The organism is Marivibrio sp. (genome assembly GCF_040218065.1).
GTDB lineage: Bacteria > Pseudomonadota > Alphaproteobacteria > UBA8366 > Aestuariispiraceae > Marivibrio.
On the sequence record NZ_JAVJQE010000005.1, the window covers coordinates 49,819 to 62,216 of the forward strand.

9 protein-coding genes are annotated in these 12,398 nt (G+C 66.9%); 4 read left to right on the forward strand and 5 right to left on the reverse strand.

Going from position 1 to position 12,398, the window contains the following annotated elements; genetic code table 11:
- The first annotated feature begins 136 nt into the window (after positions 1–136).
- Complete coding sequence (mutS, locus tag RIB45_RS02515; protein ID WP_350048440.1) at positions 137–2,800, forward strand: DNA mismatch repair protein MutS; 2,664 nt, start codon at positions 137–139, stop codon at positions 2,798–2,800.
- Positions 2,801–2,928: 128 nt separating this feature from the next.
- Here the strand turns inward: mutS and RIB45_RS02520 are convergent, their stop codons facing one another.
- On the reverse strand, positions 2,929–3,384 hold the full coding sequence (locus RIB45_RS02520) for a GNAT family N-acetyltransferase (protein ID WP_350048442.1): 456 nt from the start codon (positions 3,382–3,384) through the stop codon (positions 2,929–2,931).
- A gap of 36 nt (positions 3,385–3,420) precedes the next feature.
- Positions 3,421–4,083 (reverse strand): pyridoxamine 5'-phosphate oxidase family protein, encoded by a 663-nt coding sequence (locus RIB45_RS02525; protein ID WP_350048444.1) that lies wholly within the window; start codon positions 4,081–4,083, stop codon positions 3,421–3,423.
- Between the two features lie 121 nt (positions 4,084–4,204).
- On the opposite strand from RIB45_RS02525, the gene pdxR reads away from it, so the two are divergent.
- Positions 4,205–5,698 (forward strand): MocR-like pyridoxine biosynthesis transcription factor PdxR, encoded by a 1,494-nt coding sequence (gene pdxR, locus RIB45_RS02530; RefSeq protein WP_350048446.1) that lies wholly within the window; start codon positions 4,205–4,207, stop codon positions 5,696–5,698.
- Between the two features lie 4 nt (positions 5,699–5,702).
- Here pdxR and RIB45_RS02535 read toward each other — a convergent pair whose 3' ends face one another.
- Entirely contained in the window at positions 5,703–6,929 is a 1,227-nt protein-coding gene (locus RIB45_RS02535) for a hypothetical protein (RefSeq protein ID WP_350048448.1), read from the reverse strand.
- Positions 6,930–7,392: 463 nt separating this feature from the next.
- On the opposite strand from RIB45_RS02535, the gene RIB45_RS02540 reads away from it, so the two are divergent.
- On the forward strand, positions 7,393–8,718 hold the full coding sequence (locus RIB45_RS02540; RefSeq protein WP_350048450.1) for an adenylate/guanylate cyclase domain-containing protein: 1,326 nt from the start codon (positions 7,393–7,395) through the stop codon (positions 8,716–8,718).
- 51 nt (positions 8,719–8,769) lie between these two features.
- Here RIB45_RS02540 and RIB45_RS02545 read toward each other — a convergent pair whose 3' ends face one another.
- Positions 8,770–10,722: an acetoacetate--CoA ligase gene (locus RIB45_RS02545; protein ID WP_350048452.1), complete on the reverse strand. Its 1,953-nt coding sequence runs from the start codon at positions 10,720–10,722 to the stop codon at positions 8,770–8,772.
- A gap of 162 nt (positions 10,723–10,884) precedes the next feature.
- On the opposite strand from RIB45_RS02545, the gene RIB45_RS02550 reads away from it, so the two are divergent.
- The gene (locus tag RIB45_RS02550) at positions 10,885–11,853 is read left to right on the forward strand and encodes a DMT family transporter (RefSeq protein WP_350048454.1); all 969 of its coding nucleotides are present in this window, start codon (positions 10,885–10,887) and stop codon (positions 11,851–11,853) included.
- Positions 11,854–11,859: 6 nt separating this feature from the next.
- Here RIB45_RS02550 and RIB45_RS02555 read toward each other — a convergent pair whose 3' ends face one another.
- Positions 11,860–12,330, reverse strand: coding sequence for an Lrp/AsnC family transcriptional regulator (locus tag RIB45_RS02555; protein ID WP_350048456.1), 471 nt, complete (start codon positions 12,328–12,330; stop codon positions 11,860–11,862).
- Positions 12,331–12,398: the final 68 nt, after the last annotated feature.

A 12,398-nucleotide genomic window follows, 5' to 3' on the forward strand; every position in this document is an offset into this window, starting at 1 on the left:
CGCCGTTCCCCCGGCTCAAGGCCGAGGCGACGCATCTCAAGGCGCCGGCGAGACGGGCGGTCGCCCACAGCCCGCCCCCCTTTCGCCGAGGCGGAGGGGCTTTTCGCCGCGCGAGCGCGCCTTTACCTTGGCGGCCATGGATCAGCCCGCCGCGCCCGATGAGAAGACGACCCCGATGATGGCCCAGTATCTGGCCATCAAGGAGAGCCATGCGGACGCGCTGCTGTTCTACCGCATGGGCGATTTCTACGAGCTGTTCTTCGAGGACGCGCGCAAGGCGGCCGCCGCGCTCGACATCACGCTGACCAAGCGGGGTCAGCACAAGGGCGAGCCGATCCCGATGTGCGGCGTCCCGGTCCATGCGGCGGAAGGCTATCTCTCGCGCCTGATCAAGAAGGGCTTCCGCGTCGCGGTGTGCGAGCAGACGGAAGACCCGGCCGAGGCTAAAAAGCGCGGCGGCAAATCGGTCGTCGCGCGCGAGATCGTGCGGGTCGTCACGCCCGGCACGTTGACCGAAGAGACGCTGCTCGACGCGCGCGCGCACAACTACCTGGCGGCGTTGGGGCGGGCCGGGGCCGACTTGGCCCTCGCCTGGTGCGACATGTCGACGGGCGAGCTCGCCTGCCAGCCGGTTGCGACGGAGGCCTTGGCGGCGGCGCTGGCTCGGGTCGATCCGGGCGAGTTGCTGGCTCCGGAGAAGCTGACGCAGGGCGGAGACGGCGCGGCCGCGACGCTCGCGGATTGGCGGGAGCTGGTGCAGCCCTTGCCCGACAGCCGCTTCGATTCGGTCAATGCGGAACGGCGCCTGAAGCAGCTGTTCGAGGTGGAGGCGCTGGACGCCTTCGGGTCCTTCGGGCGGGCGGAGCTGGCTGCGCTGGGCGCGCTGGTCGATTATCTGGAGTTGACCCAGGTCGGCCGCTTGCCGCGACTCTCGGCGCCGAAGCGGCTCGCAGCCGGCGCGCTGCTGGAAATAGACCAGGCGACTCGCCGCAATCTGGAGCTGACCCGCACGCTGTCGGGCGATCGTCAGGGCAGTCTGCTGGCGGCCGTCGACCGCACGGTCACGGGTCCCGGCGCGCGCCTGTTGGCGGAGCGGCTGTCGGCCCCGTTGACCGACCCGCAGGCGATCGGCCGGCGCCTCGATGCGGTCGGCTTCTTCGTCGAGGAAAGCCGGCTGCGCGCCGACCTTCGCGAGATGCTGCGCGGCGCGCCGGATCTGGAGCGCGCGCTCTCGCGCCTCAGCCTCGGTCGCGGCGGGCCGCGCGATCTGGCGGCGCTGGCCGACGGCTTGGCGTTGAGCGCCAAGCTGAAGGCCCTGGCCGCCGGGGCGAGCGAGCCGGCGCCGCCGGAGATCGAGAGCGCGCTCTCCGATCTCGGGGTCCACGACGTGCTGGTGGACGAGCTGAAGCGCGCGCTGAAACCGGAGCCCGGTCCGAGCGCCCGCGACGGCGGCTTCATCGCGGCCGGCTACGCGCCGAAGCTGGACGAACTGCTCAAGCTGCGCGACGAAAGCCGCCGGCTGATGGCCAATCTGGAGGCGCGCTATCGCCGGGAGGCCGGCGTCGACGGCCTGAAGATCAAGCACAACAACGTGCTGGGCTGGTTCATCGAGGTGACGGCCAAGAACGCCGAAAAGCTGGACTGCGAGCCTTTCATCCACCGGCAATCGATGGCGAACGCCGTGCGCTTCACGACGGTCGAGTTGGGGGACCTCGCGCGCGACATCGCGGAAGCCGCTGACCGCGCGCTCGCCGTCGAACAGGAGCTGTTCGACGCCCTGGTCGCCCAGGTGCTGGAGCGCGCCGGCGCGATCGCGGCGGCCGCGGCGGCGATCGCGCGCCTCGATCTGGCCGCCGGCGCGGCGGACCTGGCGGTCGATCGGCGCTGCTGCCGGCCCGTCGTCGACGACAGTCTGGCCTTCGAGATAAACGGCGGGCGGCATCCGGTGGTCGAGGCGGCGCTGGCCGCCCAGGCCGACCCGCAGCCCTTCGTCGCAAACGACTGCGATCTGGCGCGCGACCGGCGGCTGTGGCTGCTGACGGGTCCCAACATGGCGGGTAAATCGACCTTCCTGCGGCAGAACGCGCTGATCGCTATCCTGGCCCAGGCCGGCCTCTACGTGCCGGCCGAGCGCGCGCATATCGGCGTCGTCGACCGCCTCTTCAGCCGCGTCGGCGCGGCCGACGATTTGGCGCGCGGGCGCTCCACCTTCATGGTGGAGATGGTCGAGACCGCGACCATCCTCAATCAGGCGAGCGAGCGCTCGCTCGTGATCTTGGACGAGATCGGGCGCGGGACGGCGACCTTCGACGGGCTGTCCATCGCCTGGGCCTGCGTCGAACATCTGCACGAGGTCGCGCAGGCGCGCGCGCTCTTCGCGACGCACTACCACGAGCTCACCGCGCTGGCCGAACGGCTGGACGCGTTGGAGCCGCACTGCATGCGGGTGAAGGAGTTCGAGGGACGCGTCGTGTTCCTGCACGAAGTCGGCTCAGGCGCCGCCGACCGGAGCTACGGCATTCACGTCGCCAAGCTCGCCGGCCTGCCAGAGCCGGTTGTCGCCCGGGCGGAGGAGGTGCTGCGCGCGCTGGAGGCGGGGGAGCAGTCGGGCGCGGCGACGCGCCTCGTCGACGACCTGCCGCTGTTCCGCGCGATGAGCCAGCCGGCGAAGCGCGCGCAAGGCCCGGCCGACCCTTCGCCGGTAGAGGAGGCGCTGAAGGCGGTCGCCCCGGACGATCTGAGTCCGCGCGAGGCGTTGGAGACGCTTTACAAACTTCGGGGAATGCTGGACGGGAGCTAGGCGCGCCGCCGGGCGCCGGCCTCGTCCTTCGGGACGGGCGCGCGGTTGACCGACCCCCGACGCTCGATCTCGCGGCGCCGGCGCCCCGACCGGGCCGACGGGGGTTGGGGTTTCCTGGACGGCGCGACTTAGGCGTCGGCCGTCAGCTCATAGAGGTTCCAGCTGGTCTTGACCCCGATCCGGTCGTAGAGCGTGCGGGCGCGATAATTGTCGTCGCCTGTGATCCAGCGCATCTTGGGCCAGCCGCGCTCCCGGCAGATCTCTTCGAGGCGCGCGAAGAAGGCCTCGCCGACCTTCCCGCCCCGCGCCGCGGGATCGACGAACAGATCGTCCAGGAATCCCACCTCGATCGCGCGCAGCGGGCTCGGCATCGCCCGGAAATGGGCGAGACCGACCAGGCGGCCGTCCGCATCCTCTGCGACCAGCCCTTCCAGCACGTGGTCCGGGTCCGTCAGCCATCCCCAGACCCGGGCCAGCGTCTCGTCGCTCATCGCGACCTTGTAGAAGTCTCCATAGCCTAGATAGAGCGGCCGCCACGCGTCGAAGTCGGGCGCGGCGACGGTGCGAATGGTCGGGTCGGGCATGACGCGGTCTCCTTGAGCGAAGTGTTCGGGCGGCGGTCAGAGCGCGGCGCGGACGAGCCGGCTCAGATAATCCGGGACAGGTCGGTCGGCGGCCTGACGCGGATCGGGGATCGGCGCGCCCCAGATCTGGCGGATCGGCAGCACGCCGGCCCAGGCGTCGACAGCGTCGTAATCCGCCTCGTCGTCGACCGGCGGGCCGGTGCGGATCTTGGCGGAGGCCTCCTCAATCGGCATCGAGACGACGGTCGTCGCCTTGATTTCCTGGGCCGTGGCGCCCCGCACCTCGGCCAGTCGCCCGGGCGCAACGCGCGCCATCAACAGGTCGAGCGCCGCCTCCTTCTCCGCGGCGTCCTCCACCGGGCGCGCCCGACCCAACACGACGGCCGAGCGGTAATTGGCCGAATGATGGAACGCGCTGCGCGCCAGCACCAGCCCGTCGAACAGGGCGACCGTCAGGCAGACCGGCGGCGCCTCGCGAACGGTCCGCAGCATCCGGCTGGCGGCGGAGCCGTGCCAATAAAGCCGGTCGCCGTCGCGCCAATGCATCGTCGGGGTGGCGAAGGGCTGACCCGCGATCGTGTAGGCGACCGTGCAGATCGGCGTCGCGTCGAGGACGGCGTAAACGGCGTCGCGGTCGTAAGCGCCGCGCTCATGGGCGCGGCGCAAGCGGGTGCGGTCGGTCTGCAGGCTCTCGGTCATCGGAACTGGCTCCAGGGAACGGCGCGCGGGCGCTCGCAGAAGGCGCTAAAATTGGCTTGGCCGCCAGCGCCGTAATCGGCAAAGTGATAGTGCCATTTTGACGGTCCTGCGGAGAGAGATCATGGCCCGACGCGCCGCCGACGCCGCCTTGCTGCCGCTGGCGTTGGAGCGCGACGAGTCGCTCCCGCTGCACCGCCAGCTATACGACCAGCTGCGCGATCTGATCCTCTCGGGACGCTTGTCCGCCGGGGCGCGCCTGCCCTCCACCCGTACGCTCGCCCGCGATCTCGGCGTCTCACGCAATACTGTGACGGGCGCCTTCGATCAGTTGCTGGCGGAAGGCTATTTGGTGGGGCGCGTGGGCGCCGGCTCCTACGTGTCCGAGGAACTGCCGGAGGACGCCCTGTCGGCGCGCCAGATCGAGGCGCCGGAACCTTTCGCGGCCCACCCGCGTCGGCGCGGCCTCTCCAATCGGGGAGATCGGCTGGCGCGTCTGCGCAAGGTCGGCGGGGTGAAAAGCGTCGCCTTCACGCCCGGCCTGCCCGATCTCGACGCCTTTCCCTTCGACGTCTGGTCGCGGCTGATGAGCAAAGCCTGGCGCCGGCCGCCGCGCGATCTGCTGGCGAATGCGGAGCCGGCCGGCTACCTGCCGCTGCGCCAGGCCATCGCCCGATACTTGCGTGCGGTGCGCGGCGTGCGCTGCGAGGCGGAGCAGGTGATCGTCGTCTCCGGCGCGCAGCAGGCGATCGGCCTTGCGGCGCATGTGCTGATGGACGAGGGCGACGCGGCTTTGGTGGAGGAGCCGGGCTACTCCGGCGTGCGCGGCGCGCTGACCGCGGCGGGCGCGCGCCAGATCGCCGTCCCGGTCGATGCGGAGGGCATGGACGTCGCCTGGGCGGAACGCTGCGCGCCCGAGGCCAAGCTCGCCTGCGTCGCGCCGTCGCTGCAGTATCCGTTGGGGATCACCATGACGCTGGCCCGCCGGCTCATGCTGCTCGACTGGGCGCAGCGCCGAGACGGCTGGATCCTGGAGGATGATTACGACAGCGAATACCGCTACGCCGGCCGCCCGCTGGCGGCGCTCCAGGGCTTGGACCGCGACGGGCGGGTCGTCTATATCGGCACCTTCTCCAAGGTGATGTTCCCCAGCCTGCGCATCGGCTATCTGGTCGCGCCGGCCGATCTGATCGACCCCTTCCGCTTCGCGCGCACGGCGCTCGACGACCACCCGTCGACCGTGGCGCAGCCGGCGCTGGCGGCCTTCATGGAGGAGGGGCACTTCGCCGCCCACGTCCGGCGCATGCGCAAGCGCTACAAGGATCGGCAGGACGCCTTGCTCGCGGCGGTGCGCGCGCGCCTGGGCGACGCGCTTGCGATCGAGCCGGCGGAGGCCGGCATGCATCTGGTCGCCCGCCTGACGCCCAAGCTGACCGCCCGGATGGACGACCAGACGGCCCGCCGCCTGGCGGCGGAGGCCGGCGTCAACGTCTCCGCGCTTTCAAGTTTCTACGCCGAAAGCCTCGGCGGCCAGGGCCTGCTGCTCGGCTACGCCGCCGTGCCGGAGGAGGAGACGGCCGCGCACGTCGAGCGCCTGGCGCGCGCGTTGGGGGTGTAGGCGTTTACCGATGATCTTTTAGAAAATGCCGGTACTCGTTCACCGGAAGGCCGTTTTCGTCGCCTGGGATTTTGATTCGCCAATCACCTTCAGAGAATTCCGCCAGGTGTATGTGCCAATACATTCTGCCATCTGGTCGCTCAGTGCTGTTCAACCTATCAAGAATCTCTCTTTGTACACTGTGGGGCACAGCAAAGAAAAAATTCTTATCGACGCAACCATAGACGACATACGATTCGTTCGGCGCCTCATCAAGAAATTCCACCCATTGTGGATGAACAGCATACCAATATTGATCCGTTCTTTCATAATACTTTGAAATTGTACAACAAACTCTCACGCCTCTATCCGCGCTCCAATATGTCGCTTTGCTTCGTTTAATGAGGTTTTCGCCAACTACATCAAGGTGCAGCGTTTGCAGTATGATGTTCCTCAACGCATCTATATCTCTTTGCGCCGTGCGCCGTTGCGTTCGGCTTTCAACGACTCCGCCCTCCTCCTGCGTGTCAGATGAATCTTCCTCAGCTTGCGCGTCCGAACTTCCGCTAACATCTTCAGCTGTTATGAAGAGAGTCTCAATCAAACCATCTAATCGTGTATATTCTACCGGTTCCAATAGATTGCGGATACGCCGGGCTGTCGCATGATCATCTGCCTTGGTGCGGAGGGTGACCAGTTGTCCAAGGCTCTTCGCGCTGATAATCCGAGTATCCCAAGCGTGACGGGATCCGCGCACCTGTGCTTCCAAATCACCCGTGTCGTCTCGGCCCACAACTATAAGAATAGATGAACGTTCGGGGTCAATGCGACCAGCTTGAACAAGCTCGCGTCTGTAATTCGCCAGCGTATCAAGATTGATTCGATATGAGTCAGTCGTCTTAACTTCTACAATCAGGCTCCAACCGTCAGGCGACCTCCACAGACCATCAAAACCTCCAGGACCGCGTGTACCTCGGTATCGGCCAAACTCCACATCGTATTCTAAGCGCCGACCGAACTCATTTACTATATCCTGTAAAGCGAACCCGCTATTCGAAAAGCCATCCTCTAAAGCTTCTCGGACAAATTCCTGCAGTCGGATTAGTTCTTGTTGCGCGATAAATTCACGAAACTCCTGCGCCGAGGTCCCTCGATCTGAAAGCTCGCCGGTTCCAGCCATCGCCACGATTTGGCGAAGGCGGTACTGAGCAAGACCTTCTGGATTGCTCTTCCACAAAAGAAGAAGGCTCAAGGTATTTACCCTTCTAAAACACGACTCAATTCGAAGCAAACATGATTGCTACATAGACCATGATGTCAACCTCATGAAGTTTAAAATACTCAACGCATGTATCTTTGCGTGCACTTCTTAAGGTGCTGCCTCGAATGACGAAGCTATAGCCGCAACAGACTATGCTGGGAATCGTTCGTCCGCGTCCATGCGCCTAGAAATCGGCCTTACAGCGGGCTCCAATTGTGGCCTGCTGGTCTACGCCCCCAACATCTTGCGTCCGCCTTAAGAAAAACCAAGTGAAAACAAGCTTTTTGTTGCCTTTTTTCAAAAAATGGTGAAGAATTCGCTAAGGACTCGTCCTGATTAGGAGAGACGGGCGGGTCTCGGTTCGGTTTTGGGAGAAACCGGCGGCCGGCGTCCAGAAGGGGCGCGGGCGGCCCGCTCGCCGGCAGAAAGGCCGGGCGCGAGAGGGAGAGGGGCGATGACGGACGACGACCGTATTGGCCGTTCCGACGGGGCGGGCCGTCCCAGCGGGACGGTGACGGCGCTGAACGGCGGGCGCGCGCACGCCGGCGAGAGCGGCGAAGAGGACGGCGCGCGCAGCGCCTTGCGCCATCTGACGGTCGAGGATCTCTCGACCCCGGCCTATCTGGTCAATCACAAGTTCCAGGTCGAATGGGCGAACGCGCCGGCGCTGGAGCGGCTGTTCGACCGCCGCGACGGACTGCCCCGCGCGATCGAGCATTCGAGCCTGTTCAGCCTGCTGATGGGCAGTTCGACAGTGCGCAAGGCGGACGGATTGCCGGAGATGTTGCAGTTCCATCTGGCGATCGCCAAGAAGCGGGCCAGCAAGACCTATCTCTTTCTCAGCAACCCCGATCTGGAGAGCCGCGAAGCGGAACTGCTCGGCCAGCTCTACGATCGGGTGGAGCCGATCGGCGCGCACCGCATGACGAGCGAGGTGGAGGTCAATCTCGCGCCGCGCGAGGCGGCGCCCGATTGGCACAAGCTTTACGCCACCTTCTTCCGCGAGGGGATCTTCTTCACCGTCGCCCCGGAGAAGCGCGAGCAGGAGAGCTTCCTTTCCTGGCTGCGCCGCCGGGACGTCGTGATCCGCGATCTCTTGCGCGTGCGCCGGCCCTACGTGACGCCGCTCGCGGTGCTGGTCGCGGACTTGCAGAGTTCGATGCGGATCTGCGCGGAGCTGCCGCCGGAGCAGTATTTCGAGCTGATCAACTCGATCTGGACCACGATGCAGCCCTACCTGCGCAAATATTACGCGACCTACGGCAAGCACGCCGGCGACGGCATGCTCTACTACTTCCTGCCGCAGCCGGACTCCAACTACCTCATGAACGCCGTGCGCTGCGCTTTCGAGATGCAGGCGGCGATGGAGAAGGTGAGCCGCGACTGGAAGCGCAAGAAGAACTGGCTGACCGACCTGCACCTCAATATCGGCCTCGATCAGGGGGAGGAGTGGTTCGGCACCTTCGAGGGCCCGACCTTCATCGAGTTCACCGCGCTGGGCGACACGATCAACCGGGCGGCGCGCCTCTCCGACTTCTGCACCGACGGCCGCATCTGGATCACCAAGGGCATGATGAGCCGACTGTCGGAGGAGGAGCGCGCGCGCATCCGCTACGGCGTGCGCCAACGGCTCGAGACCGGCTCGGAGACGGTCATCCCGGAGATGTACGCGCGCATCTCCAACCTGGTCGATCTCGACGACCCCAAGCACCACAAGCTGCACGACATCGCCACGCTGGCGGCGGCCGAGCTGTTCGACGTGGAGGAGCCGAAAGGGTAGGCGAGATCCCGTCTATCCCTTTCGCCTCATGCAAGGGCGTGGGCGCGATCCCTATTCCTGCAGTTCGGGAATCGCCTCGTAGAGCTTCAGCGCCTCCGGGTTCGCCAGCGCCTCCTTGTTCTTGACCTTTCGGCCGTGGACCACGTCGCGCACCGCGAGTTCGGTGATCTTGCCGGAGCGGGTGCGCGGGATGTCGGAGACCGCGACGATCTTGGCCGGCACGTGGCGCGGCGTGCACATGGACCGGACGTGCTTCTTGATCCGGTCGCGCAGCGCGTCGGTCAGTTCATACCCCTCCTGCATGCGCACGAACAGGACGACGCGCACGTCGTTGTCCCACTGCTGGCCGATGACGATCGATTCCAGGATCTCCTCGAAGCTCTCTACCTGGCGGTAGATCTCGGCCGTGCCGATGCGCACCCCGCCGGGATTGAGCGTCGCGTCCGAGCGGCCGTAGACGACGATCCCGTCATGCTCCGTCAGCTCGACGAAGTCGCCGTGGGTCCACACGCCGGGGAAATCCTCGAAATAGGCGGCCTTGTAGCGCTCCCCCGTCTCGTCGCCCCAGAAGCCGATCGGCATCGAGGGGAAGGGCTTGGTGCAGACCAACTCCCCTTGCTCGCCGCGCACGGGCTTTCCTTCGTCGTCGAACACGTCCACCGCCATGGCGAGGCAGCGGCGCTGGATCTCGCCGCGATAGACCGGGCCCGTCGGGTCGCCCGCCATGAAGCAGGCGATGATGTCCGTCCCGCCGGCGATCGAGGCCAGCTGCACGTCCTGCTTGATCGCGTCATAGACGTAATCGAAGCCTTCCGGCGCCAGCGGGGAGCCGGTGGAGCAGATCGTGCGCAGGCTGGAGAGGTCGTGCGCATCCTTCGGCCGGTAGCCGCCCTTGGCCAGCGCGTCGAGATATTTGGCGGACGTGCCGAACAGCGTCCATTTCTCCTCAGCCGCGAAGTCGAACAGAACGTTTCCGTCCGGATAGAAGGGCGAGCCGTCATAGAGCATGATCGCCGCCTCGGCCGCGAGCGCGGTCTGCAGCCAGTTCCACATCATCCAGCCGCAGGTGGTGAAGTAGAAGACCCGGTCGCCCGGCTTCTCGTCGCACTGCAGCAGATGCTCCTTCACCTGGTTCAAGAGCGTGCCGCCCGCGCCGTGGGTGATGCATTTCGGCGCGCCGGTCGTCCCGCTGGAATACATGATGAAGAGCGGGTGGTTGAAGGGGAGCTGTTCGAAGGCGATCTCGCCCGCCGGATGGTCGGCGACGAAGTCGGCGAGCGTCTTCGCCCGCGGCACGGCGGAGACGTCGGGCGCGTCCTCGGTCAGCGGCAGGATCACCACCCGCTCCACCGACGGCAGCTCGGCCAGGATCTCCGGCAGCTTGGCGAGCGAACTGTGCGTCTTGCCGTTGTAGAAATAGCCGTCGGCCGAGAACAGCACCTTCGGCGTCGACTGGCCGAAGCGGTCGAGGACGCCGCGCTGGCCGAAATCTGGCGAACAGCTGGTCCAGACCGCGCCGATCGCGCTCGCCGCCAGCATCGCGGCCGTCGCCTCCGGCATGTTGGGGATGTAGCCGGCGACGCGGTCGCCCGGCTCGACGCCCGCCGCCTTCAGCGCGCCGGCCAGTCGGCTCACCAAATCGTAAAGCGCGCGCCAGCTCATCCGGCGCTCGACCTTGTCTTCGGCGCGAAAGACGATGGCGTCCGCGTCGTCGCGCCGGCGCAGCAGGTTTTCGGCGTAATTCAGCCGCGCGTCCGGGAAGAACTGCGCGCCGGGCATCTTGTCGGCGTCGACCAGCACCCGCTCGCCGCGGGTCTCGGCCTTGATGTCGGCGAACTCCCAGAAGTCGATCCAGAAATCCTCCATATGCTCGACCGACCAGGTCCAGAGATCGCCGTAGCCCGCGAGCGCCAGGCCGTGACGGCGGTTCACCTCGGCGATGAAGCGGGTCAGGTTGGCGTTCGCGACGCGCTCCTCGGAAGGGGTCCACAGCGGTGCGCTCATCGGCTCGTCTCTCCCAGAGTTGGATCGGCAACGGGCGGCCGGGACGCTCCGCGTCACAGCTGTTTCGCCGCGGCGGGCGCTTGTACCCAGACCGCGTCCGGGATAGCACGACGAATAGGGGCCGCCAAGTTGGCGGGCGCGCCGTGAGGAGAGGGCCGGGCGATGGAGCGGGAGCGCAGGACGGATCGACCGCCCGCGCGGGCGCACCCCGCCCCCGACCGGGCGGAAAGCGACCTGCCCGCCTTCGCGCCCCCCGCCAAGGACCGTCCGCTCGCGGGCGCCGCGCTGATGACCTTGGCGGCCCTGATGTTCAGCGCCATGAACGGGTTGGTGCGTCTCGCCGCCGATCTCGGCTTCCCGCCGCTGCAGATCGCCTTTTTGCGCAGCCTGTTCGCGCTGCTGGTCATGGCGCCGATCATCGCGCCCGTGGTGCTGCGCGAGGGGCCGGCGTGGCTCAAGACCACGCGGCCCGGCCTGTTCCTGGTGCGCGGGCTCGCGGCGGCGGTGGGCGTCATCGGCTGGATGTCGGCGCTCGCCACCCTGCCGCTGGCCGAGGCGACGGCGATCACCTTCACAGCGCCCCTGATCGCGACGGCCGGCAGCGCGCTGATCCTGGGCGAGACGGTGCGTCTGCGCCGGTGGAGCGCGATCCTGATCGGCTTCATCGGCGTGCTGGTGATTCTGCGCCCGGGCATGGCGGCGGTGGAGGTCGGCGCGCTCTGGGCGCTGACGGCCGCCGCCGGCATGGCCTCGGCCGCGCTTCTGGTGAAGACGCTGACACGGACCGAGCCGGCGCAGCGCATCGTGCTCTACACCTCCTTGATGCTGACGGCGCTGACGGCCGTCCCGGCGGCGCTGGTCTGGGTCCCGATGACGCCCGCGATGTGGGCGATCGGGGCGGGGATCGGCGCGATCGGCGCGCTCAGCCAGATCGCGCTCACCAAGGCGTTCGAGAGCGCCGACGCCTCGGTCGTCCTGCCCTTCGACTACGCGCGCCTGCCCTTCACCGCGCTGATCGGCTGGGTCTTCTTCGCGCAGGTCAGCGACCTCGTCACCTGGGCGGGCGCGTTGCTGATCGCCGGCGCCGCCCTCTACGTCGCTCGGCGCGAGCATCAGGCGGCGCGGCGCTGAGGCCGCTTACACCGGCAGCGCCGTCGTGTATTTCACCCGGCGCAAGGAGAAGCGCGAGGTGACCGAGGCGACGCACGGCTCTTTCAACAGCTTGGCCGACAGGAAGCGCTCATAGGCCTCCATATCCGGGACGGCGATGCGCAGGAAATAGTCGCGGTCGCCGGTCACCGCATGAACCTCCAAAACCTCCGGCCAGCTTTCCACCGCGCGTTCGAAGGCGGCCACCGTCGCGTCCTGATGATCCGAGAGCGAGACGTTGGCGAGCGCGGTGAGCGCGATCCCCACCGCCTTCGGATCGACCAGCGTGACCTGGCCGGTGATCGCGCCGGCCTCCCGGAGCCGCTTGATCCGCCGCCAGCAGGGGGAGAGCGAGAGGCCGACCGTATCCGCCACCGCCTGGACCGAGAGGCCGGAATCCCGCTGCAGCAGCCGCAGGATCCGCCGATCCGTCTCATCAATCGACCAATTTTTTTCCATGAAGCGCCGTTCAATCGAAGAACATAGTCAATTCTAAGATGCTTCAGGGCAAAAATGCAAAGAATTTT